Source organism: Streptomyces sp. NPDC104307, assembly GCF_055584045.1.
In genome coordinates this window covers 595,427-618,653 of the sequence record NZ_JBVJMU010000002.1, presented here as the reverse complement: position 1 = coordinate 618,653, position 23,227 = coordinate 595,427, and the positions used below count along the sequence as shown (strand labels likewise).

Sequence of the window (23,227 nt, the reverse complement as noted above, 5' to 3'; positions counted from 1 at the left end):
GCACTGTCAAGCGACTCTACGACGGTGGATGCCCTCGCGGAACGGGTAGTAAGCATGACCTAACCCACAGTGCCGGTGCACGGGGGGCGCACGGAGTCATTCTCCGTGCCAATCCCGTTCTTCGGCGCGCCGGTTGAGTGTGACGTGGTCGTCCGGATAGCGGAAATGTGCTCCTGCATAGTGCACTTGGTCTGTTCAAGTCAAGGTCTGTCTTTTCTCTCGTAACTCCGGTCGAATGTCGTCACTTGTGACGCGTTTCCGCGCGCGGCCCCCTCACATCCCCAGGCCGCAGTCGCGGGCGCCGGGGAGGACTGCATCACGTGATCATCAACAGACGGGCGCTTCGCACCGGAGCGGTTGTCGTGGCCATGGCCGCGACCGCCGCCACCGCATCCGCCTTCGCCACCGCTCAGGCCGATGACAAAGCGCCAGGCACCGCTGCCTCCGCTGTCGACCGCCGGGACCCGGGGTCGAACGAGGGCAACGCGCACAACCTGGAAGGCCCGTTCAGCAAGCAGCAGGACGCTCAGCGTCAGGCCGCTCTTGAGCAGGTCATATCCGGCGACAAGAAGGTGTCGACGCGCGGCGGCTCCAAGGTCGTCAAGCTGGACGACAAGAAGTACGTCGAGCTGGGCCGCGAGAAGACCGACAAGATCTTCACCATCCTGGTGGAGTTCGGCGACAAGGTCGACAACACGACCATGTTCGACCCGGACGGCGACGGCCCCAAGCCCGCCGTCCCGAAGTACGGCGGCACGCCCGGACCGGCGCACAACAAGATAGCCAAGCCGGACCCCAAGAAGGACAACAGCACCGCCTGGCAGGCCGATTACAACCAGGCCCACTTCCAGGACCTGTACTTCGGCGAGGGCGCCGGCAAGAACTCGCTCAAGACGTACTACGAGAAGACGTCCTCCGGGCGCTACTCGGTGGACGGCGAGGTCTCCGACTGGGTCAAGGTCCCGTACAACGAGGCCCGTTACGGCTCGAACTGGTGCGGTTCGACCAACTGCGCCAACGCCTGGGACATGATCAAGGACGGCACCAACGCCTGGGCCGCCGACCAGAAGGCCAAGGGCCGTACTCCGGAGCAGATCAAGACGGATCTCGCCCAGTACGACCAGTGGGACCGTTACGACTTCGACGGTGACGGCAACTTCAACGAGCCCGACGGCTACATCGACCACTTCCAGATCGTGCACGCCGGCGAGGACGAGTCCGCCGGCGGCGGCGTCGAGGGCACCAACGCCATCTGGGCGCACCGCTGGTACGCCTACGGCACGGACGCCGGTGCGACTGGCCCGGCCGAGAACAAGGCCGGCGGCACCCAGATCGGTGACACCGGCATCTGGGTCGGTGACTACACCGCGCAGCCCGAGAACGGCGGCCTGGGCGTCTTCGCCCACGAGTACGGCCACGACCTCGGTCTGCCGGACCTCTACGACACGACCAACACCGCCGAGAACTCGGTCGGTTTCTGGTCCCTGATGTCGGCCGGTTCCTGGCTCGGCACCGGTAAGAACAGCATCGGTGACCTGCCCGGCGACATGACCGCCTGGGACAAGCTCCAGCTGGGCTGGCTCAACTACGCCGAGGCCAAGGCCGCGACGAAGTCCACTCACAAGCTGGGCGTGTCCGAGTACAACACCAAGGACAAGCAGGCGCTCGTCGTCACGCTGCCCGACAAGGCCGTCACCACCGATGTCACGGCGCCCGCGGAGGGTGCCAAGCAGTGGTGGAGCGACATGGGTGACAACCTCAACAACACCCTGTCCCGCCCGGTCGACCTCACCGGCAAGTCCAAGGCCTCCCTCGACCTCGCCGGCTGGTGGGACATCGAGGCGGACTACGACTACCTCTACACCGAGGTCTCGGACAACGGCGGCACCAGCTGGACCGCGATCGACGGCACCGCCGACGGCAAGGCGATCCCGCGCGACGCCAGTGACAAGCCGGCCCTGACCGACGTCTCCGGCAAGTACCAGAAGCTCTCGTACCCGCTGGACGCCTACGCGGGCAAGAAGATCGACGTCCGCTTCCGCTACGCCACCGACGGCGGCGCGGGCGGTGTGGGCTTCGCGGCCGACACCATCGCGGTCAACGCCGACGGTGCCGCGCTCTTCACGGACAACGCCGAGGGCGACGACAACGGCTGGACCGCCAAGGGCTTCTCGCGGGTCGGCAAGTCGTTCACCAAGGACTACCCGCAGTACTACCTCGCGGAGAACCGCCAGTACGTCAGCTACGACCAGACCCTCAAGGTCGGCCCGTACAACTTCGGCTTCTCCAAGACCCGTCCGGACTGGGTCGAGCACTACCCGTACCAGAACGGTCTGCTCGTCTGGCTGTGGGACACCTCGCAGAAGGACAACAACGTCTCTGTCCACCCGGGCAAGGGCCTGATCCTGCCGGTCGACGCGCACGCCAAGCCGCTGAAGTGGGCGGACGGCACGGTCATCCGTAACAAGATCCAGCCCTTCGACGCACCGTTCAGCTGGTACCCCACCGACGGGTTCACGCTCCACAACGGTGACGTGGCCACGAAGATCAAGCCGCAGTTCGGCGCGCCGATCTTCGACGACCACCTGGGTACCTACTGGTACAAGGAGAACCCGACCGGGAGTGTCCAGGTTCCTGACACCAACACCCGGCTGACGATCGTCAGCGAGCCGCTCAGCGGCTCCACGATGACCGTCCGGGTGGGCGCCTCGCACCGATAATCCGGTAACACCGCAGGTCAGAGCATGATCGGCCGTCGCCCTCTAGCGGGCGGCGGCCGATCGTGTTTAGGTGCCTCTTGTTCTGTTCCTTATTGACACGATGTCTCACGGGGGAGTGCGGAGTATGGCCGGCGGAGGATTCAGCAAGTTGCCGAACGGGAGCGTGGTCGTCGCGATCACACTGTCGAGCCCGGCGCAGAGCGTGGGGCCTGACACCCCGGTCCGCGTCCTGGTGCACGCGCCGAACCGGGCCCGCGCACTGACCCGGCTGCGCAATCTGGGCCTGCGCGCCGTCTACCTCCGGGGCAACGCGGAGCCGCCGACCCCGGACGAGATCACCGCCGTCCTGCACCATCCCGACGGCGTGCTGTGGCGTGCGAGACCCGAGCGGGCCCAGGAACTCTGGCACCCGATCCGGGCGCTCCTGAGGCCCGCCCTGCCGGCCCGGCAGAGCTGACCGGTTCTTCCCGCTACACCACAGGCTTGCCGGCGAGCACCACGCCCGCCTCCCGCAGCTCCGTCAGCGCCCGGTCCGTGGTCGCCTCCGCGACGCCCGCGGTCAGATCCAGCAGCACATGCGTGCCGAAGCCCTCCCGGACGGCGTCCAGCGCGGTGGCCCGGACGCAGTGGTCGGTGGCGATACCGACGACGTCGACCGAATCCACCCCTCGGTCGCGCAGCCACTCCGCCAGCCCCACGCCGTTCTCGTCCAGGCCCTCGAAGCCGCTGTACGCCGCGGCGTACGCCCCCTTGTCGAAGACCGCGTCGATCGCCCCGGAAGCGACCGCGGGCGCGAAATTGGGGTGGAAGCCCACCCCCTCCGTACCGGCCACGCAGTGCGGCGGCCAGGAGTGCTCGAAGTCCGGCGCCGAGGAGAAGTGGCCGCCGGGGTCGATGTGGTGATCACGGGTGGCCACCACGTGCCGGTAGCCGGGCTGGGCCTCACCGATCAGGTCCGTGATGGCGGCGGCGACATCGGCACCCCCCGCCACCGCGAGGCTCCCGCCCTCACAGAAGTCGTTCTGAACGTCCACGACGATCAAGGCGCGGTGCATGGCGGGTGTCCTTAGGTGGGGGAAGCGGAAGAGCGGCGGTTACGGGGATGGCCCCGGGCCCAGGGATTCGGGGCGGATACGGGGATGGCCCCGAGCCTAGAGACTCGGGGCCCACAATCAAGCCCGTCCGCGCCTCATACGTACTCGGTGGGAAGAACCGGCTCGCCCCGCGACAGCTGCATCGCGGACATCGGCAGCCCCGCCCGCGCCGCGATGTGCCGCTCCCGGGCCGCGTCCAGCGGCTCCCGGGCGACCACCTCGCCGCCCCGGACCAGCTCCACCAGCAGCTGCCGGCCGGCCAGCTCCGGCGGCACCGGACCGGTGCCGATCACCTCGGCCTCGGCCACGCCGTCCTCGTCCAGCCGGCGCGCCGCCCACTTGCGGCCCCCGATGGAGGTCTTCGCGCCGAGCGACTTCTTCGCCACCGGACGCAGCGGGTCCGCCGGATCGGCCGAGGCCGCCCGCGCCACCAGCTTGTAGACCATCGAGCAGGTGGGCTGCCCGCTGCCGGTCACCAGCTGCGTGCCCACCCCGTACGCGTCCACCGGCGCGGCGGCCAGCGAGGCGATGGCGTACTCGTCCAGGTCCGAGGTCACCACGATCTTCGTGTCCGTCGCGCCCAGCTCGTCCAGCTGCTGGCGCACCCGGTGCGCGACCAGCAGCAGATCGCCGGAGTCGATCCGGACGGCGCCCAGCTCCGTCCCGGCGACCTCGACCGCCGTACGGACCGCCGCCGTCACGTCGTACGTGTCGACCAGCAGCGTCGTGTCGCGCCCCAGCGAGTCGACCTGGGCCCGGAACGCGTCGCGCTCCGAGTCGTGCAGCAGGGTGAAGGCGTGGGCGCTCGTCCCGACGGTCGGGATGTTGTAGCGGAAGCCCGCGGCCAGGTCGGAGGTGGTGTCGAAGCCGCCGATGTACGCCGCACGGGCCGAGGCCACCGCTGACAGCTCATGGGTGCGCCGCGCGCCCATCTCGATCAGCCCGCGGCCGCCTGCCGCCGACGACATCCGCGAGGCCGCGGCGGCGATCGCCGAGTCGTGGTTGAGGATCGACAGGATCACCGTCTCCAGCAGCACGCACTCGGCGAAGGAGCCCTCGGCCCGCAGGATCGGCGAGCCGGGGAAGTACACCTCGCCCTCCGGGTAGCCCCAGATGTCCCCGCTGAAGCGGAAATCGGCCAGATAGTCGAGCGTAGGGGCGTCGACCACGTTCTGGTCGCGCAGGAAGGCGAGCATCTCGTCGTCGAAGTGGAAGTTCTCGACCGCGTCCAGTACCCGCCCGGTGCCCGCGACGACGCCGTAGCGCCGCCCCTCGGGCAGCCGGCGGGTGAACGCCTCGAAGACCGAGCGCCGGTCGGCGGTGCCGGCCTTCAGCGCGGCCTGCACCATCGTGAGCTCGTACTGGTCGGTGAAGAGCGCTGTCGAGGGCACACCGACCCGTCGCCCAAGGTCCGCAGAGTTCATGCCGGGGATGCTACCCCTATTTCGTCAGAGTGACGAGATGGGGGTGGTGGGCCCGGCGCGGTGCCGGGCCCGTTTGTGCGATGCCCCCTCCCGGGTGGCAGCATGGGGTAGGTGAGCGTCGCCCCCGTAGAGATCGAACGTCCCGAATCGGCCGAGGAGAACCTCGTCGTCCCCGAGCCCGACGTCCCCTGGGTGACGCTGGTCCACAACGACCCGGTCAACCTCATGAGCTACGTCACCTATGTCTTCCAGGCCTACTTCGGCTATTCGAAGGACAAGGCCCACAAGCTCATGCTCGACGTCCACCAGAAGGGCCGCGCCGTCGTCTCCAGCGGAAGCCGCGAGGAGATGGAGCGCGACGTCCAGGCGATGCACGGCTACGGGCTCTGGGCCACACTCACCCAGGACCGCAACTAGCACGCCCTTGCCCGCCCCGCTCTGTCCTGCCCCGCCCCGCACGCCCGACCACCATCGGAGAGAACCCATGGCCGGCCACTTCGAGGCCACCCCCGGCGGCGGCGCGGCCGTCGCGCTCGACGAGGTGGAGGTCGCGATCCTGCGCTCCCTCGCCGTCCAGCTGCTGGAGCTCATCGGACCCGGCGACGAACCCGTCGAGGGTGAGGACCCGCTCGCCGCACTCTTCGCCGAGGGCCCCAGCGAGCCGCCCAGCGACCCCGCCCTGGCCCGGCTCTTCCCCGAGGCCTACGGCGACGAGGACGACGAACTGCGCGCCGCCTCGGCCGAGTTCCGCCGCTTCACCGAGAACGACCTGCGCACCCGCAAGCGCGACGACGCCCTCGTGGTCGTACGCACCCTGGACGGACTCTCGCCCGTCGGGGAGAGCGGCGCCGTGCTCCGGCTCGACGCCGGGCAGTGCCGCAACTGGCTGGGGACCCTCAACGACCTGCGCCTCACCATCGGCGCCCGGCTTGAGGTCTCCGACGAGGACGGCGGCGAGGAGGGCTCGCTCTACCGGCTCCCCGACAGCGACCCGCGCAAGCCCATGGTCATGGCCTACCTCTGGCTGGGCGGCCTCCAGGAAACGCTCATCGAGACGCTGATGCCGTAACGCGGCAGTCAAGGGCCGGCCTGCGCGCCACCCCTTGTGTTCGCTCAACGGACGCTCAAATCCGAATAACGATCGCGTCACCCGATCAGCCTTGTTTGCGATGCCTGCACACCGATGTCCGCTTCTTCTTGTGGTATGCGCCACATGATGTCCGACGAGCCCCCGTGATGCCCGTGATAGATCTTCACGACCACTCGGGGACGCCACCCCTGTCCCCGACGGCGCTATCGACCGGTCACCACCGGCGGCACTCCATCCATATCCGGGGGGATCAGGAACTGATCCGCGGTCGCAAGGCGCGGATCAGTGTGGAGAAAGGCGCACCACATGACATCGGCGAAGGTCGAAAAGGGACCGGAAGAACCACCGGCCGCAGCCGCGGACACCACCTCGGCCGAGGGCTACCAGCGCGCCCTCGGAGCACGCCAGATCCAGATGATCGCCATCGGCGGGGCCATAGGCACCGGCCTCTTCCTCGGCGCGGGCAAGGCCATAGCCAAGGCCGGACCCAGTCTCATCCTGGCCTACGCGATCGCCGGCCTGGTGATCTTCTTCATCATGCGGGCCCTGGGCGAACTCCTCATGTACCGCCCGGTCGCGGGATCCTTCTCGGAGTACGCCCGTGAATTCGTCGGGCCCTTCGCGGGCTTTGTCACCGGCTGGACGTACTGGCTGTTCTGGGTCGTCACCGGAATCACCGAAGTCACCGCAGCGGCCCAGTACATGACGTTCTGGTTCAACATTCCGCAATGGGTCTCCGCACTGATCTTCACGGTCATTCTCTACGGCGTGAACCTCATCTCCGTGAAGCTCTTCGGCGAACTCGAATTCTGGTTCTCGATGGTCAAGGTCACCGCCATCGTCGGCATGATCCTCATCTGCGCCGGAATCCTCACCCTCGGCTTCTCCGACGCCGGCGACACCGCGTCCGTCACCCATCTCTGGGCCGACGGCGGCTTCTTCCCGCACGGCATCAAGGGCACCCTGATGACCCTGCAGATCGTGATGTTCGCCTTCCTCGCCGTCGAACTCGTCGGCGTCACCGCGGGCGAGTCCAAGGACCCGAAGACCGTGCTGCCCAAGGCCATCAACACCGTGCCGTGGCGCATCGCCGTCTTCTACATCGGCGCGCTCGTCATGATCCTCTCGGTGGTCCCCTGGACCGCGTTCTCCCCGGACGTCTCCCCGTTCGTCGAGGCCTTCCAGAAGATGGGCCTCGGCCTCGGCGCGGGCATCGTCAACTTCGTCGTCCTGACCGCGGCGCTCTCCTCCTGCAACTCCGGCATGTACTCCACCGGCCGCATGCTGCGCGACCTCGCGCTCAACGGCCAGGGCCCGAAGGTCTTCACCCGGCTGACCAGGAGCGGCACCCCGCTGGTCGGCACCACCGTCTCGGCCGCCCTGATGCTCGTCGGCGTCTGGATCAACTACCAGTGGCCCGGCGACGCCTTCACCTACGTCGTCTCCTTCGCCACCATCTCCGGCATGTGGGCCTGGATCATGATCCTGGTCAGCCAGCTCCGCTACCGCCGGCTGGCCGACCGCGGAGTCCTCCCGCAGTCCAGCTTCCGGGCCCCCGGCGCCCCGTACACCAGCGTCTTCGCGCTCGCCTTCCTCGGACTGGTCATCGTGATGATGGGCATCGACAAGGACACCCGGATCTCGCTGTACTGCGCCCCCCTGTGGGCCCTGATCCTCGGCGTCTCCTACCTGGTCCTCAAGGCCCGCAACCCCGCGAACAAGGCCTTCACCGGCCGCTGAACCGTCCGCCCGTGACCCGGGCGGTTCCACGATGCGGGCCGCCGCGTACCACCCCTCGGTACGCGGCGGCCCGTCGTCCTATCCTGGGCGCCATGCTGACCATCACCCAGGCGCTGTACGACCAGATCGTCGCGCACTCCCGCGCCGACCACCCCGACGAGGCGTGCGGCGTGGTCGCCGGGCCGGCCGGAACCGGCCGCGCCGAACGTTTCATCCCCATGCTCAACGCGGCCCGCTCGCCCACGTTCTACGAATTCGACTCGGCCGACCTCCTCAAGCTCTACCGCGACATGGACGACCGCGACGAGGAGCCCGTGATCGTCTACCACTCGCACACCGCGACCGAGGCCTACCCCTCCCGCACCGACGTGACCTACGCCAACGAACCGGGCGCCCACTACGTCCTCGTATCGACCGCCGACACCGACGGGGCGGGGCCCTTCCAGTTCCGCTCGTACCGGATCGTGGACGGAGAGATCACCGAGGAGGACGTCGAGGTCATCGACGCCCACGACGCCGCCTGAGCCGGGGCCGCCGGCCCCCGCACCACCGGCCGGACAGGGCCGCGACCCCGGCCCTGTCCACCTGTCGAACGCCAACCATCCACCAGCTGAGATCACATGCCGGATTCCGGACCGGGAATCGATACGATGAGCCCATGGTTCTCCATGACGTGAGCGACAAGACGCCGGGCACGCTGCTCGTGGCGCGCCTGCACGTCGATCTGTGCCGCCTCTCCAGCGCGATCTGTACGAACCACCGGCCCACCGGCCGCGAGGCCTGAGCCGGGCCGGGGCAAGGCGCCGCCGCCGGCCGGGGCGCCACCCGCACCACCTCGCACACGTACCGCCCCACACGTTCCACCCCCGCGCGGGGGCAGAGCCGCGTGCCCCACGCCCACCGTCACCACTCCGCTTCGACAGGAGCCCACGCCATGGCCATCGAGGTCCGCATCCCGACCATCCTCCGCACCTACACCGACGGCGCCAAGGCCGTCGAGGCCAGCGGAGCGACCCTCGCCGACCTCTTCACGGACCTGGAAGCCCGCCACACCGGCATCCGTGAGCGCATCGTCGACGGCGACCAGCTGCGCCGCTTCGTGAACGTGTACCTCAACGACGAGGACGTCCGCTTCCTCGACGGCATCTCCACCAAGCTCAGCGACGGCGACAGCGTCACCATCCTCCCGGCCGTCGCCGGCGGCATGAACTGATGCGCTACGACAGCCCGCTCGCCGCAGTGGGCAACACCCCGCTCGTCCGCCTGCCGCGGCTGTCACCGTCGGACGACGTCCGCATCTGGGCCAAGCTGGAGGACCGCAACCCCACCGGCTCGATCAAGGACCGCCCCGCGCTCCACATGGTCGAGCAGGCCGAGAAGGACGGCCGGCTCACCCCCGGCTGCACCATCCTCGAACCCACCAGCGGCAACACCGGCATCTCGCTCGCCATGGCGGCGAAGCTCAAGGGCTACCGCATCGTCTGCGTGATGCCCGAGAACACCTCGCAGGAACGGCGCGACCTCCTCACCATGTGGGGCGCCGAGATCATCCCCTCCCCGGCGGCGGGCGGCTCCAACACCGCCGTCCGGGTCGCCAAGGAGCTGTCGGCCCAGCACCCGGACTGGGTGATGCTCTACCAGTACGGCAACCCCGACAACGCGGGCGCCCACTACGCCACCACCGGCCCGGAGATCCTCACCGACCTCCCCTCCATCACGCACTTCGTGGCGGGCCTCGGCACCACGGGCACGCTCATGGGCGTCGGCCGCTACCTGCGGGAGAACGTCGAAGGCATCAGGATCGTCGCCGCGGAGCCGCGCTACGACGACCTGGTCTACGGCCTGCGCAACCTCGACGAGGGCTTCGTCCCCGAGCTGTACGACGCCTCTGTCCTCACCACCCGCTTCTCCGTCGGCTCGGCCGACGCCGTCACCCGCACCCGCGAACTCCTCCAGCAGGAGGGCATCTTCGCGGGCGTCTCCACCGGCGCCGCGCTGCACGCCGCGATCGGCGTGGGAAACAAGGCGGTCAAGGCCGGTGAGCGCGCCGACATCGTCTTCGTCGTCGCGGACGGCGGCTGGAAGTACCTGTCGACGGGCGTCTACACCGCGCCCACCACGGAGGCGGCGATCGAAACGCTGCACGGCCAGCTCTGGGCGTAGCGCCCGAGCTGCCTCTTCCCGGACGCCGGGGGCCTCGACCGATGCGGTCGGGACCCCCGGCGTCCGCCGTTTCCGGGGGCGCTGCCCCCGTACCCCCGCTCCTCAATCGCCGGAGGGGCTGGAAACTACTCAGCCTTCTCCGCAATCGCCGGAGGGGCTGGAAACTGCTCAGCCTCCTCCTCAATCGCGGAGGGGGTGGAAACTACTCAGCCTCGCCGGCGTTTGAGGCGCGGGGCCCGGGGCGGAGCCCCGGTTACGGGAAGGGGCGGGGAGGGGAACAAGCCCGCCGCAGGCGCACCCCCAGGCGCACCCCTTCCATCGAACCGGTGACAGCACAGGTGAGTTCCCCCACAACGGCCCGCCGCAAAGGAGCGACCAGCTCTTTCGCGCCTTACGCTCAACAAACCGCTCCACGAACCGCACGAACCCTCCCCGTTCCCACGTCTCGGAGGTTCACGCTCCATGAAGCTCACCGTCGTCGGATGCTCCGGCTCGTTCCCGTCCGCGGGATCAGCCTGTTCGAGCTACCTCGTAGAGGCCGACGGCTTCAGGCTGCTCCTCGACATGGGCAACGGCGCCCTCGGCGAGCTGCAGCGCCACGTCGGTCTCTATGACCTCGACGCCATCTTCCTCAGCCACCTCCATGCCGATCACTGCATCGACATGTGCGCGTACTTCGTCGTCCGCTACTACCCGCACGGGGGCGGACGCCTGGCCCCCCTCCCGGTCTACGGCCCCGACGGCACGGAGCAGCGGCTCACCACCGCCCACGCCGACACCCCGTCAGAGCACGCGATGGGCGAGGTCTTCGACTTCCACACGCTGAAGTCGGGCTCGTTCGAGATCGGCCCCTTCTCGGTGCGTACGGAGAAGCTCCGCCACCCCGTCGAGACGTTCGGCATCCGCGTCGAGCACGGCGGCAGCTCGCTCACGTACTCCGGCGACACCGGCATCTGCGGGGCCCTGGACGAGCTGGCCGAGGGCGCCGACCTCTTCCTCTGCGAGGCGTCGTTCGTCCACGGCAAGGAGGACATCCCGGACCTCCACCTCAACGGCCGCCAGGCCGGCGAGCTCGCCGCCCGCGCCGGGGTGGGGCGCCTGGTCCTCACCCACATCCCGCCGTGGACCGACGCCGGCCGCAACCTCTCCGACGCCCGCGAGGTCTTCGACGGCCCGACGGAGCTGGCGGTACCGGGCGCGGTCTACGAGATCTGACGGCGCGGGCCCCGTAAGCGCCACGGAGCCCGTACCCCGTACACACGACGGAGCCCTCACCTTCCGCCGGGAAGGTGAGGGCTCCGTCATGTACCGACCGGGCTTACGCCTTGGTCAGGTCCTCGACCTCTTCCTCGGGCTCGCGGCCCGGGGTGGTGAGGTTGAACTTGGCGATCGCGAAGCGGAACAGCACGTAGTAGAGCGCTCCGAAGACGAGACCGATCGGGATGATCAGCCACGGCTTGGTCGCCAGGTTCCAGTTCAGCGCGTAGTCGATGAAGCCCGCGGAGAACGTGAATCCGGCGTGCACGCCGAGCGCCCAGGTGACGGCCATCGAGATGGCGGTCAGGACGGCGTGGATCGCGTAGAGCACCGGCGCGATGAACATGAACGAGAACTCGATCGGCTCGGTCACACCGGTGACGAACGAGGTCAGCGCGAGAGAGATCATCATGCCCATCACGGCCTTGCGGCGCTCCGGGCGGGCGGCGTGGGCGATGGCGATGGCGGCGGCCGGGAGGCCGAACATCATGATCGGGAAGAAGCCCGACATGAACTGGCCCGAGGTCGGGTCACCGGCGAAGAAGCGGTTCAGGTCGCCGTGCACGACGGCGCCGGTGGCGTCCGTGAAGTCACCCAGCTGGAACCACGAGACCGTGTTGACGAACTGGTGCATGCCGACGGGCAGCAGCGCGCGGTTGATCAGGCCGAAGAGTCCGGCACCGAAGGAACCGAGACCCGTCATCCACTGGCCGAAGTCGGCTATGACGTCGCCGATGGGCTCCCAGACCAGGCCGAAGAAGACACCGAAGATCACGCCGACGAAGGCCATGATGATCGGGACGAGCCGGCGGCCGTTGAAGAAGCCCAGCCAGTCCACCAGCTTGGTGCGGTGGAACTTCTGCCACAGGATCGCCGTGACGAGACCCATCAGGATGCCGCCGAGGACACCGGGATTGTTGTACGTCGCCGCGGTGTCCTCGCCCTTCTGGATCACCGCTTCGGTGATCGGGAAGGCCTTGAGGACGTTGCTGTAGACCAGGAAGCCGACGAGGCCGGCCAGCGCGGTGGAGCCGTCCGACTTCTTGGCGAACCCGATGGCGACACCGATGCAGAAGAGCATCGGAAGGTTGTCGAAGACCGCGCCGCCCGCGGTGGCGAACACCGAGGCGACCTTGTGCCAGCCGAGGCCGTCGTCACCGAAGACGTCGGGCTGGCCGAGGCGGAGCAGAATGCCCGCGGCCGGCAGCACGGCGATCGGCAGCTGGAGGCTGCGCCCCACCTTCTGCAGGCCCTGGAACAGGCCGGAGCCCCGCTTCTTCGCGGGGGCCGCCGTAGCGGTGGCCGTACTCATCAACTTCCTCCAGTAGACAAGGCGCCGCCAGGGACAGGGGGTTTTTGGTGGGCGACGACTCAAGAAACGCGGCAGAACGCCACGTGGTCTGGACCACTCAGTGGTGTAGACCAGTTTTAGCACGGTGAGGGTTAGATAAGGAACCTGCAATTTGCGACTACTTCGCAGTAGCCATCGCATACGCAACGTGACATGCCGAAGGCCCCCGGACCGAGGGGTCCGGGGGCCTTGGCGGTACGGGCTGCGACCCCGTACCAGCGGCTACTTCGTGCTACTTCGTGAGGTTGCTCTCGATCTCTTCCTCCACCTCTTCGGGCTCCCGGCCCGGGGTCTGGAGGTTGAACCTGGTGATCGCGAACCGGAAGATCGCGTAGTACACCACGGCGAAGCCCAGGCCGATCGGGATGATCAGCCATGGTTTGGTGGCCAGACTCCAGTTGATGACGTAGTCGATCAGGCCCGCCGAGAAGCTGAATCCGTCCTTCACCCCGAGCGCCCACGAGAGCGCCATCGACACACCCGTCAGCACCGCGTGGATCGCGTACAGCACGGGCGCGACGAACAGGAACGAGTACTCGATCGGCTCCGTGATTCCCGTCACGAACGACGTCAGGCCGACCGAGACCATCATGCCGCCGACCGCCTTGCGGCGATGCGGCTTCGCGCAGTGGTAGATCGCCAGCGCGGCCGCCGGCAGGGCGAACATCATGATCGGGAAGAACCCGGTGGTGAACTGGCCGGCCGTCGGGTCGCCCGCCAGGAACCGGTTGATGTCACCGTGCACGACCGTCCCGTCCGGCTTCGTGAAGTCACCGAACTGGAACCAGACGAACGTGTTCAGGAACTGGTGCATACCGATCACCAGTAGGGCGCGGTTGGCCACACCGAAGATGCCGGAGCCCAGCCAGTCCAGGTCCACCAGCCACTTCGAGAAGCTCGTCAGACCGTCACCGATCGGCTGCCACAGCCACGCGCACAGCGCCGCGAACAGCAGACCGACGAAGGCCATGATGATCGGGACGAGACGGCGGCCGTTGAAGAAGCCCAGCCAGTCCACCAGCTTGACCCGGTGGAACCGCTGCCAGAACCAGGCCGCCATCAGCCCCATCACGATCCCGCCGAACACCCCCGGGTTCTGGTACGCGGCCGCCGTCACCTGCGCGTCGTCCGTGACACACGTACCGAACCAGACACCACCGGAGACGAACGTCGAACCCTCGTCGCAGTCCACCGGGAAGGCGTGCAGCACCGCGTAGTAGACGAGGAAGCCCGTCACCGCCGCCAGCGCCGTCGAACCGTCCGCCTTCTTCGCCATCCCGATCGCCACACCGACGCAGAACAGCAGCGGAAGGCCGAGCCCCGAATCCAGCAGCGCCCCGCCGGCCGCCGCGAACACCTTGGCGAGGTTGGTCCAGCCCAGACCGTCGTCACCGAACACGTCCGGCTGGCCGAGCCGGTTGAGGATGCCCGCCGCGGGCAGCACGGCGATCGGGAGCTGAAGGCTGCGCCCCATCTTCTGCAGGCCCTGGAACAGACCGTTCCACCACCGCTTCTGTGGGATCGCTGCACTGTTCGAGCTCATCGGCGTCCTCCCGGAACAAGGCACACTTGGGGGCTGTTGCACACTGGTGTAGACCAGTTGCGGTACGGTGCGGAGCCCGCCCGGAAGACAGGGCACCGGTGATCGTCATCATTGGCGATGGCTCGGCTGCCCGCCCGCGAAGTTGGGCCAACCGTGCGTTACCGTGACGAAACGGACCCATGGTGGGCCGTCACATGTACGTGAAGAACCAGGGAGAAGGCCATGGCCAGCAAGGCTGAGAAGATCGTCGCCGGGCTCGGCGGAATCGACAACATCGAAGAGGTCGAGGGCTGCATCACCCGCCTCCGCACCGAGGTCATCGACCCGAGCAAGGTCGACGAAGCCGCGCTCAAGGCCGCCGGCGCCCACGGCGTCGTCAAGATGGGCACCGCGATCCAGGTCGTCATCGGCACCGACGCGGACCCCATCGCCGCCGACATCGAAGACATGATGTGACCCACCGCTGAACCCCCGGGCCCCGGCCCGAGCCCCGCAGGCCCCGCCCACCAGGACGGGGCCTGCGGCGTGCGCACGACCGCACTCCACCCGCCGGATAGGCTTCCGCCCATGTCTCGTATCGACGGCCGCACCCCCGACCAGCTCCGCCCCGTCACCATCGAACGCGGATGGAGCAAACACGCCGAAGGATCCGTCCTCATCTCCTTCGGCGACACCAAAGTCTTCTGCACCGCCTCCGTCACCGAAGGCGTCCCGCGCTGGCGCAAGGGCAGCGGCGAAGGCTGGGTCACCGCCGAGTACTCCATGCTGCCCCGCTCCACCAACACCCGCGGCGACCGCGAATCCGTGCGCGGCAAGATCGGCGGCCGCACCCACGAGATCAGCCGCCTCATCGGCCGCTCGCTGCGCGCCGTCATCGACTACAAGGCCCTCGGCGAGAACACCGTCGTCCTGGACTGCGACGTACTCCAGGCCGACGGCGGCACCCGCACCGCCGCCATCACCGGCGCCTACGTCGCCCTCGCGGACGCCATCACCTGGGCCCAGGGCAAGAAGATCATCAAGCACGGCCGCAAGCCGCTGACCGGCACCGTCTCCGCCATCAGCGTCGGCATCGTCGACGGCACCCCCCTCCTCGACCTCTGCTACGAGGAGGACGTCCGCGCCGAGACCGACATGAACGTCGTCTGCACCGGCGACGGCCGCTTCGTCGAGGTCCAGGGCACCGCGGAGGCCGCACCCTTCGACCGCGACGAACTGAACGCCCTCCTCGACCTCGCCACCGCCGGCTGCGTCGACCTCGCCGCGTTCCAGAACGACGCCCTCGCCCGCACCCTCGGCGCCTGACGACCGGCCCGGCGGGTCAGGTAAAGAAGCAACCAAGTCCCCACGCACAGCGTCGATACGAGTACGGGCGCACGGGTCGAACCGTGCGCCCGTCCGCGTATCCGCACCCGGGGAGGGACCACACCATGGCCGCGCGCCACCGACGCCACCGCACCGCACTGGCCATCACCACCGCACTGCTCACCGTCACCGCTGCGGCCGGCTGCGGCGCGCTCGACAAGGCGATCGACTGCGTCCAGACCGCCGACGCCATTGCCACCAGCGTGAACAACCTCCAGCAGGCCGTCACGAACGCCTCGAACGACCCCAGCCAGGCCTCCGAAGCCCTCGACGACGTCGAGAAGGAGCTCGGCAACCTCGGGGACAAGACCGACAACGCCGACCTCAGCAAGGCCGTCGACGACCTCCGGTCCGGCGTCGGCAACGTCCGTGACTCCATCGACAAGGGCGACGAGACCCCCGACATCACCCCGGTCACCGACGCGGCCAAGGAGATCGGCAAGGTCTGCACCCCGTAATCAGGCATGCCGGTGGCGGCGATAATCGACCCATGACCCGTCTCATCCTCGCCACCCGCAACGCCGGGAAGATCACCGAACTCCACGCGATCCTCGCCGACGCAGGCCTCACCCACGAACTCGTCGGCGCGGACGCGTACCCCGAGATCCCCGACGTCAAGGAGACCGGCGTCACCTTCGCGGAGAACGCCCTCCTCAAGGCCCACGCCCTCGCCCAGGCCACCGGCCACCCCGCCATCGCGGACGACTCCGGCCTCTGCGTCGACGTACTCGGCGGCGCCCCCGGCATCTTCTCCGCCCGCTGGTCCGGCACCCACGGCGACGACCTGGCCAACCTGGACCTGCTCCTGGCCCAGCTCTCCGACATCGACGCCCCGCACCGCGCCGCCCACTTCGCCTGCGCCGCCGCCCTCGCCCTCCCCGACGGCACGGAACGCGTGGTCGAGGGCCGCCTGCCCGGCACCCTGCGCCACGTCCCCGCCGGCACCCACGGCTTCGGCTACGACCCGATCCTCCAGCCGGACGGCGAGACCCGCACCTGCGCGGAACTGACCCCGGCGGAAAAGAACGCGATCAGCCACCGAGGCCTGGCCTTCCGGGCCCTGGTACCGGTGGTGCGGGAGCTGGTGGGGTGAACGACGCGATGGGCCGCCCCGGGGGGCGGCCCATCATGTTGTGCGGCCGGTGGGATTCGAACCCACACGGGATTTCTCCCACTGGGACCTAAACCCAGCTCGGCTGCCAGTTACGACACGGCCGCCGCTGCCATCCATGCTAGCGGGGCGGCCTCCCGCACGGTACGCGGGATGAAATCAGCTTGTCGGCCGGCTCCTGGAGAGTCACGTCCGATATCCGACAAGATGCAGAATGGCCCGCCCCGCTTCGGCGGCAACCGAAGCGGGACGGGCCATTGCGTGTAGGCGCAGGGTCAGAACTTCGGGTCCGGGGTCTGGTTCGCGACCAGTTCTTCCATCTCCTCGCTCGTCTCCACCGAGGGCGGCGAGCCGTCCAGCGGCTTGTTCGCCGTTTCCTTCATGCAGGCCACCGCGATGACACCGACCACGGCCGCGCCCATCGCGTAGTAGGCGGGCATCAGGTTGGTGCCCGAGACGCTGATCAGGGCCGTGATGACGAACGGGGTCGTGCCGCCGAAGATCGACGCCGACAGGTTGTAGCCCACCGACAGGGAGCCGTAGCGGACCTGGGTGGGGAACAGGGCCGGGAGGGCGGCGGACATGGTGCCGAGCATGCAGACCAGGGAGAGGCCCAGCATCAGCATGCCGAGCGAGACGGCCGGGATGCTGCCCTGCCGGATGAGCAGGAAGGCGGGCAGGGAGAAGATCAGGAAGCCGAGCATGCCCGTCATCAGGAGCGGCTTGCGGCCGAAGTGGTCGGAGAGCTTGCCGACCTGGCTGATGATCAGCATCAGGAAGACCATCACGCCGAGCAGGATGAGCAGTCCGTGGGTCTCGCTGTAGCCGAGCTCGTCGGAGAGGTACGTCGGCATGTACGACAGCAGCATGTAGTCGGTGATGTTGTACGCGCCGACCAGGCAGATGCAGAGGATCAGCGTCGGCCAGTAGTCGCGGAAGATCTTGGCGAGGTCGCCCTTCGCGGTCACCTCGACGCCGTCCGCCGCCTCTGTGGCGTGTGCCGTGCCGCCCTCCAGCTTCTGGAAGGCGGGGGTCTCGTCGAGGCGCAGTCGCAGGTAGAGGCCTACGAGGCCGAGCGGTCCCGCGACGAGGAACGGGATGCGCCAGCCCCAGGTCTCCATCTGGCCGTCGTTCAGGAGCGCGTAGAGCAGGGTGACCAGGCCGGAGGCGCCCACGTAGCCGGCGAGCGTGCCGAATTCGAGGAAGCTGCCGAAGTAGCCGCGTCGCTTGTCGGGGGCGTACTCGGCGATGAACGTGGAGGCGCCGCCGTACTCGCCGCCCGTCGAGAAGCCCTGGAGCATCCGGAAGAAGATCAGGAGTACCGGGGACCAGAGGCCGATGGAGCCGTGGGAGGGGATGAGGCCGATCGCGAAGGTGCCGATCGCCATCATGATCATGGTGAGGGCGAGGATCTTCTTGCGGCCGACCTTGTCACCCATGGGCCCGAAGAACATGCCACCGAGGGGGCGCACCAGGAAGGCGACGGCGAAGGTCGCGAAGGAGGAGAGGAGCTGGGTGGTGTCGCTTCCCCCGGGGAAGAAGACGTGGCCCAGGGTGGCGGCCATGTAGGAGTAGATGCCGAAGTCGAACCACTCCATGGCGTTGCCGAGCGAGGCCGCCTTCACGGCGCGCTTGACCGCCTGGTCGTCCGTGACTGTGATGTCCGTGCGCCGCAGCTTGGGGTTCTGCCGCTTACGGATGGCGCGGAAAAGGGCGGGATGACGTTTGACCGCTTCGGGGTCGGCCGCCTGATGGGGGTCGGAGGCCGCCATGGCCGGGTCCTTTCCTCGGTGGGTGTTCCAGGGAAGGCTTCTGCGCGGTCATGGCGGTCGCAAACCGAATCGGCGGGGGATTGGGATGTCCATCACATTTTTTCGGCCATTCGGCCCAATCCCCGGCCGCTGGATGCGGTCGTCAGATCCCGAGGTCCCTGATGATCTTCGCGACATGGCCGGTGGCCTTGACGTTGTAGAAGGCGTGCTCGATCTTGCCCTCTTCGTCGACGACGATCGTGGAGCGGATGACGCCCGTCACCGTTTTGCCGTAGAGCTTCTTCTCGCCGAAGGCGCCGTAGGCCTCCAGGGTCTCCTTGGCAGGGTCACCGACGAGCGTGACCTTGAGGTTCTCCTTCTCGCGGAACTTGGCGAGCTTCTCGGGCTTGTCGGGGGAGACGCCGATGACGTCGTATCCGGCACCGGCCAGCAGGTCGAGGTTGTCGGTGAAGTCGCAGGCCTGCTTGGTGCAGCCGGGGGTAAGAGCCGCCGGGTAGAAGTAGACGATGACTTTGCGGCCCTTGTGGTCCGCGAGCGAGACGTCGTTCCCGTCGGCGTCCGGGAGGGTGAAGGCAGGGGCGGTGTCGCCGGGCTGGAGTCGCTCGCTCATGGTTCTCCTCGTTGGTACGTGGGGTGTACGGGACCGAGAGTAATAGGGGTGCCGCCGGGTGCGGGGGCGGCCGAGCTGACAGACTGTCGATGAAGGTTTACCGGACGAGGACCACGGAGGCGGCGCAGTGTCGGATGCCAGGAGCCCTGCGCAGATCGAGGCGGACATCATCACCAGGCGCGAGCAGCTCGCGGTGGTGCTCGATGAGATCGGGGTGCGGGTGCACCCGAAGACGATCATTGGTGACGCGAAGGCGAAGGCCGCGGAGGCCGTGGACCGGACGGCCGGGCGGGCGTACGTCGCGGTGAACCGGACGGTGTCCGACGTGAAGGCCCAGTTCGTGACGGAGGACGGTGCGCCGCGGCTGGAGCGGGTGATTCCGGCGGCGCTGCTCGCGGTGGGTGTGGTGGGGCTGCTCACGGTGTCCGCGCGGCGGCCCAAGAACACGAACACGGTGTCCGTGCGGCTGCCCGGGAGCACGGTGGCCGTACGGCGGCGTAAGAAGTGCAGGAAGTAGACGGCACGGGACGCGGACGGCACGGGGCGTAGACGGCGCGAGACGCGGCGGGCGCGGGGCTCGGGTGCGTCCCGGGTGCCCCTCGGGCGCGGGGCGGCGTAGCGGCCAGGTAGGTTGCGGGGCGTGAGCGAGAACACCGACGACAAGCTGCCCATCCGGATGCTGCATGACCGTGTGCTGGTCCGGTCCGATTCGCCCGAGGGTGAGCGGCGTTCCGGCGGCGGCATCCTGATTCCGGCGACGGCCGCGGTCGGTCGCCGTCTGGCGTGGGCCGTGGTGGTGGCGGTGGGGCAGAACGTGCGGACGGTGGAGCCGGGGGACCGGGTGCTGTACGACCCCGAGGACCGTGCCGAGGTCGAGGTGCGGGGCGTGGCGTACGTGCTGATGCGGGAGCGGGATCTGCACGCGGTGGCGGCGGACCGGTTCGAGGGCTCGGTGGATTCGACCGGCCTGTATCTGTAGCCCCGAAGAGCGGTGCGCGAGGCCTGGTGACCGTTGTCACCAGGCCTTTTGCCTGTCCTTTGCTAGAGTGGTGGGACCCCGACGAGACGCGCCGTACCGGGCTTCGCAAAGACGACGCACCCGTGTTGATCGCGTGTTCTGTCTCGTCGGAGGTTCTGTCATGGCGTGGGTTCTGCTGGTGATCGCCGGTCTGCTCGAAGTGGCCTGGTCGATCGGAATGAAGTACACCGAGGGGTTCACCCGGCTGTGGCCGAGTGTGTTCACGGGCCTCGGGATCGTGGCGAGCATGATGCTGCTGTCCCATGCGGCGCGGACCCTGCCCATCGGTACGGCGTACGGCGTCTGGGTGGGTATCGGTGCGGCCGGTGCCGCGGTGCTGGGCATGGTGGTGCTGCACGAGCCGGTGACGGCGGCCCGGATCTTCTTCGTGTGTCTGCTGCTGGTGGCCGTCGTGGGGCTGAAGGCGACCTCGGGTCACTGACGGGCCGGGCCCCGGACAACGCCCCCTAGAGGCGGCCGGGGGCGCGGGTGCCGCGGGCGCCTTCCAGGAGGCCGCCGGCGGTGCCCGTTCCGTTGTCTGTTCCGCCGTTGTCCGCCCCACCGTTGTCCGCCCCACCGTTGTCCCCGCCGCCGCTGTCGCCGCCTCCGGTGTCCGTGCCGCCGTCGGTCCCGCCGCCTGTGCCGCCGTCCGTGCCGCCCGCGGTGTCGGTGCCGCCGGTCGGGGTGCCGGTGGTGGCGGGCGGGGCCTGTGGGGTGGACGGGGTGGTGGGCGGCGTGCTGGACGGGGTGTTCGAGGTGGTGCCGGACGGGGTGCGGGACGGCCGGCCGGTGTCGCCGGGTGCGCTGCTCTGGGCGCTGGGCAGTGCGGTTTCGTCGGTGCCGCTCTCCAGGTCGAGCGTGAAGTTCTTGACGGGGGTGCCGCGCAGGGCGGCTCCGGTGTACTGGGCCCAGGTCTCCGCGGGGGCGCCGCCGCCGTTGATGCGGGGGAGCCCGAGCGCGCCGTAGAGCGGTTTCTGTACGCCGGTGGTGGGGTCCTGGCCCATGACGGCGATGACGGTGGCGAGCTCTGGGGTGTATCCGGCGAACCAGGCGGCCTTGTCCTCCTCCGCGGTGCCGGTCTTTCCGGCGGCGGGGCGGCCCGCGCCCTGGGCGGCGGTTCCGGTGCCGCCGTCGACGACGCTCCGCAGGATCGAGGTGGTGGTGTCGGCCGCCTGGCGGCTGACGGCCTGTTTGGTGCTGCGGTCGGGGAGCTTGACCGCCGTACCGTCCTTGGTGACCTCGTCGACGAGGACGTGGGCGCCGTGCCTGCCGTGGCCGGCGAGGGTGGCGTACGCGTCGGTCATGTCCAGGACGCTGGCGGTGGCGGGGCCGAGCGCGATCGACGGGGACGCCGTGAGGTCGGGGGTGTCCTTGGGGATGCCGAGGCCGACGGCGGTCCGGCGGACCTTGTCGGGGCCGACGTCCTCGGCCATCTGGGCGTAGACGGCGTTGACGGACTTGTCGGTGGCGGCGCTGACGGTGATGGGCCCGTAGCTCTTGTCGTCCTCGTTGGCGGGGGAGTAGCCGGTGGGTCCGTCGGGGCCCTGGACCATGCGCTTGTTGGTGCCGTCGTAAATGGTGGTGGGGGTGATGCGCCTGCCGTCCTGGGTGGTGGAGCCGTTCGCGACGGCGGAGGTGAAGACGAACGGCTTGAAGGTGGAGCCGACCTGGTAGTCGGTGCGGGTCGCGTTGTTGACGTACTGCCGGGTGTAGTCGATGCCGCCGTACATGGCGACGACGCGGCCGGTCGCGGGGTCGATGGAGGCGCCGCCGACGCGGACGTTGCGGTCGGCCTTGCGCTGTTTGCTCGTCTTGGACATGACGTTGTCGTCGACGGCTTCGACGAGGGCGTCCTGTTTCCTCTTCTCCAGCGTGGTGGTGATCCGGTAGCCGCGGGTGGCGAGGGTCTTCTCGTCGAGGATGTCGTTGCGGACGAGGTAGTCCTCGACGGCCTGGACGATGTAGCCGCGCTGTCCGGAGAGGCTGTTGGCGGGCTTGACCCGGCCCGGCGGGGGGAAGGTCATGGCGGCGCGCTCGCCGGCCCCGAGCCAGTCCTCCTTGACCATGCCGTCGAGTACGTAGTTCCAGCGGGCGACGGCGGCGCTCTTGTTCTCCGGGTGGGTGATGACGTCGTACGCGCTGGGCGCGTTGAGCAGGGAGGCGAGGTAGGCGCCCTCTGCGGTGGTGACGTCGCCGATGTCCTTGCTGTAGTAGGCCTGGGCGGCGGCCTGGATGCCGTAGGCGTTGCGGCCGAAGTAGCTGGTGTTGAGGTAGCCCTCGAAGATCTTGTTCTTGGATTCCTCGCGGCCCAGCTTGATCGCGATGAAGAACTCCTTGATCTTGCGGCCGACGGTCTGTTCCTGGCCCAGGTAGTAGTTCTTGACGTACTGCTGCGTGATGGTCGAGCCGCCCTGTTTGCCCTTGCCGGTGAAGGTGTTCCAGCCGGCCCGGAACATCGCCTTGATGTCGACGGCGCGTTCGGAGTAGAAGTCGCGGTCCTCGGCGGCGAGGACCGCCTGCTGGACGGTGCGGGGGACCTGGGCGAGCTTGATGTTCTCCCGGTTGACCTCGCCGTCGCGGGCGATGACGCTGCCGTCCTTGTAGAGGTAGACGTTGGACTGGGCGGTGGCACTGGCGTTGGCGGAGGGGATGTCGACGAGCTGGTACCCGGCGATGAAGCCGCCGATCAGGACCAGGGCGATGAGGAGGATCCCGCCGAGCACCATCCGCCAGGTGGGGACGGCGCGGCGCCAGCCCTTGCGTTTGGGGCGCTTGGGCTTCTTCTGCTTCGTGCCGGTGGCGCTGTTCGGCCCGGACTCCGCGTCGGCCGGGTCTGTGGCCGGGGTGCCCTGGCCTCCGGGGGCGGCGGCGGCGTCGGCAGGCAGGTCTCTGGGGGTCCAGCCCCTGCGGCCGGGGTCCCCGTTCTGCTGCTGTGGCTCGTCGCTCATGTCGGTGCAGACTCCTCGGCC

At 68.7% G+C, this 23,227-nt stretch carries 23 protein-coding genes, 1 tRNA gene, 1 pseudogene and 1 riboswitch; of the genes and pseudogenes, 17 read left to right on the top strand and 8 right to left on the bottom strand.

Translation table 11 applies throughout. The annotated features are described in order from the left end of the window. Positions 1–320 precede the first annotated feature (320 nt). Entirely contained in the window at positions 321–2,720 is a 2,400-nt protein-coding gene (locus ACZ601_RS09450) for an immune inhibitor A domain-containing protein (RefSeq protein WP_469535020.1), read from the top strand. Between the two features lie 124 nt (positions 2,721–2,844). Continuing rightward, a complete protein-coding gene (locus tag ACZ601_RS09445) occupies positions 2,845–3,177 on the top strand; it encodes a hypothetical protein (protein ID WP_440577696.1) in 333 nt (110 codons plus the stop codon). A gap of 13 nt (positions 3,178–3,190) precedes the next feature. On the opposite strand, the gene ACZ601_RS09440 is transcribed toward ACZ601_RS09445, so the two are convergent. Together ACZ601_RS09440 and ACZ601_RS09435 are read right to left on the bottom strand one after the other, a co-directional pair. Continuing rightward, entirely contained in the window at positions 3,191–3,775 is a 585-nt protein-coding gene (locus ACZ601_RS09440) for an isochorismatase family protein (protein ID WP_440577697.1), read from the bottom strand. A 134-nt stretch (positions 3,776–3,909) separates the two neighbouring features. Continuing rightward, a complete protein-coding gene (locus ACZ601_RS09435) occupies positions 3,910–5,238 on the bottom strand; it encodes a nicotinate phosphoribosyltransferase (protein ID WP_440577698.1) in 1,329 nt (442 codons plus the stop codon). Positions 5,239–5,349: 111 nt separating this feature from the next. Between ACZ601_RS09435 and clpS the strand changes: the two genes are divergently transcribed. The 8 genes from clpS to ACZ601_RS09395 all read left to right on the top strand — a co-directional run bounded on the left by clpS (position 5,350) and on the right by ACZ601_RS09395 (position 11,446). Beyond that, complete coding sequence (gene clpS, locus ACZ601_RS09430) at positions 5,350–5,655, top strand: ATP-dependent Clp protease adapter ClpS (protein WP_018555894.1); 306 nt, start codon at positions 5,350–5,352, stop codon at positions 5,653–5,655. A 67-nt stretch (positions 5,656–5,722) separates the two neighbouring features. Further along, on the top strand, positions 5,723–6,307 hold the full coding sequence (locus ACZ601_RS09425) for a DUF2017 domain-containing protein (protein WP_469535015.1): 585 nt from the start codon (positions 5,723–5,725) through the stop codon (positions 6,305–6,307). A gap of 327 nt (positions 6,308–6,634) precedes the next feature. Beyond that, a complete protein-coding gene (locus ACZ601_RS09420) occupies positions 6,635–8,068 on the top strand; it encodes an amino acid permease (RefSeq protein WP_440578031.1) in 1,434 nt (477 codons plus the stop codon). A gap of 92 nt (positions 8,069–8,160) precedes the next feature. Next, positions 8,161–8,592 carry a M67 family metallopeptidase gene (locus tag ACZ601_RS09415; protein ID WP_024489648.1) on the top strand — a complete coding sequence of 144 codons (432 nt, stop codon included), beginning with the start codon at positions 8,161–8,163 and terminating at the stop codon, positions 8,590–8,592. A gap of 134 nt (positions 8,593–8,726) precedes the next feature. After that, positions 8,727–8,852, top strand: a complete 126-nt coding sequence (locus ACZ601_RS09410; protein ID WP_440578032.1) for a putative leader peptide — start codon at positions 8,727–8,729, stop codon at positions 8,850–8,852. 150 nt (positions 8,853–9,002) lie between these two features. Continuing rightward, positions 9,003–9,281, top strand: coding sequence for a MoaD/ThiS family protein (locus tag ACZ601_RS09405; protein ID WP_389208465.1), 279 nt, complete (start codon positions 9,003–9,005; stop codon positions 9,279–9,281). Continuing rightward, complete coding sequence (locus tag ACZ601_RS09400) at positions 9,281–10,231, top strand: PLP-dependent cysteine synthase family protein (protein WP_073738225.1); 951 nt, start codon at positions 9,281–9,283, stop codon at positions 10,229–10,231. The genes ACZ601_RS09405 and ACZ601_RS09400 overlap by 1 nt, the downstream gene beginning before the upstream one ends. 462 nt (positions 10,232–10,693) lie before the next feature. Then, complete coding sequence (locus tag ACZ601_RS09395; RefSeq protein WP_469535010.1) at positions 10,694–11,446, top strand: MBL fold metallo-hydrolase; 753 nt, start codon at positions 10,694–10,696, stop codon at positions 11,444–11,446. 103 nt (positions 11,447–11,549) lie between these two features. Here the strand turns inward: ACZ601_RS09395 and ACZ601_RS09390 are convergent, their stop codons facing one another. Both ACZ601_RS09390 and ACZ601_RS09385 read right to left on the bottom strand, forming a co-directional pair. Beyond that, complete coding sequence (locus ACZ601_RS09390) at positions 11,550–12,800, bottom strand: PTS transporter subunit EIIC (RefSeq protein WP_440578034.1); 1,251 nt, start codon at positions 12,798–12,800, stop codon at positions 11,550–11,552. Positions 12,801–13,071: 271 nt separating this feature from the next. Continuing rightward, a complete protein-coding gene (locus ACZ601_RS09385; protein ID WP_440578035.1) occupies positions 13,072–14,382 on the bottom strand; it encodes a PTS transporter subunit EIIC in 1,311 nt (436 codons plus the stop codon). Between the two features lie 222 nt (positions 14,383–14,604). Here ACZ601_RS09385 and ACZ601_RS09380 point away from each other — a divergent pair, with 222 nt between their 5' ends. The 4 genes from ACZ601_RS09380 to rdgB all read left to right on the top strand — a co-directional run bounded on the left by ACZ601_RS09380 (position 14,605) and on the right by rdgB (position 16,840). Then, positions 14,605–14,838, top strand: a complete 234-nt coding sequence (locus tag ACZ601_RS09380; protein WP_019886687.1) for a PTS sugar transporter subunit IIB — start codon at positions 14,605–14,607, stop codon at positions 14,836–14,838. A gap of 111 nt (positions 14,839–14,949) precedes the next feature. Beyond that, positions 14,950–15,687 (top strand): ribonuclease PH, encoded by a 738-nt coding sequence (gene rph, locus ACZ601_RS09375; RefSeq protein WP_469535005.1) that lies wholly within the window; start codon positions 14,950–14,952, stop codon positions 15,685–15,687. A gap of 125 nt (positions 15,688–15,812) precedes the next feature. Further along, positions 15,813–16,205: a hypothetical protein gene (locus tag ACZ601_RS09370; RefSeq protein ID WP_469535003.1), complete on the top strand. Its 393-nt coding sequence runs from the start codon at positions 15,813–15,815 to the stop codon at positions 16,203–16,205. A 32-nt stretch (positions 16,206–16,237) separates the two neighbouring features. Continuing rightward, complete coding sequence (gene rdgB / locus ACZ601_RS09365) at positions 16,238–16,840, top strand: RdgB/HAM1 family non-canonical purine NTP pyrophosphatase (protein WP_469535001.1); 603 nt, start codon at positions 16,238–16,240, stop codon at positions 16,838–16,840. A 41-nt stretch (positions 16,841–16,881) separates the two neighbouring features. Here rdgB and ACZ601_RS09360 read toward each other — a convergent pair. The 3 genes from ACZ601_RS09360 to bcp all read right to left on the bottom strand — a co-directional run bounded on the left by ACZ601_RS09360 (position 16,882) and on the right by bcp (position 19,240). After that, positions 16,882–16,965: transfer RNA gene (locus ACZ601_RS09360), tRNA-Leu, on the bottom strand. 168 nt (positions 16,966–17,133) lie between these two features. Continuing rightward, positions 17,134–18,630: a glycine betaine/L-proline transporter ProP gene (gene proP / locus ACZ601_RS09355; RefSeq protein ID WP_469534998.1), complete on the bottom strand. Its 1,497-nt coding sequence runs from the start codon at positions 18,628–18,630 to the stop codon at positions 17,134–17,136. A gap of 142 nt (positions 18,631–18,772) precedes the next feature. Beyond that, the gene (bcp, locus tag ACZ601_RS09350; RefSeq protein WP_311305485.1) at positions 18,773–19,240 is read right to left on the bottom strand and encodes a thioredoxin-dependent thiol peroxidase; all 468 of its coding nucleotides are present in this window, start codon (positions 19,238–19,240) and stop codon (positions 18,773–18,775) included. 127 nt (positions 19,241–19,367) lie between these two features. On the opposite strand from bcp, the pseudogene ACZ601_RS09345 reads away from it, so the two are divergent. From ACZ601_RS09345 to ACZ601_RS09335, 3 genes and pseudogenes are all read left to right on the top strand, one after another. After that, positions 19,368–19,676 (top strand): annotated as a pseudogene (locus ACZ601_RS09345) (DUF3618 domain-containing protein); the annotation flags it as partial. A 204-nt stretch (positions 19,677–19,880) separates the two neighbouring features. Beyond that, positions 19,881–20,219, top strand: coding sequence for a GroES family chaperonin (locus tag ACZ601_RS09340; RefSeq protein WP_031087845.1), 339 nt, complete (start codon positions 19,881–19,883; stop codon positions 20,217–20,219). Between the two features lie 51 nt (positions 20,220–20,270). Further along, positions 20,271–20,340: riboswitch (guanidine-III (ykkC-III) riboswitch) on the top strand. A 39-nt stretch (positions 20,341–20,379) separates the two neighbouring features. Beyond that, the gene (locus tag ACZ601_RS09335) at positions 20,380–20,700 is read left to right on the top strand and encodes a DMT family transporter (protein WP_311305487.1); all 321 of its coding nucleotides are present in this window, start codon (positions 20,380–20,382) and stop codon (positions 20,698–20,700) included. A 25-nt stretch (positions 20,701–20,725) separates the two neighbouring features. Here the strand turns inward: ACZ601_RS09335 and ACZ601_RS09330 are convergent, their stop codons facing one another. Continuing rightward, positions 20,726–23,206, bottom strand: a complete 2,481-nt coding sequence (locus tag ACZ601_RS09330) for a transglycosylase domain-containing protein (protein WP_469534994.1) — start codon at positions 23,204–23,206, stop codon at positions 20,726–20,728. Between the last annotated feature and the right edge of the window lie 21 nt (positions 23,207–23,227).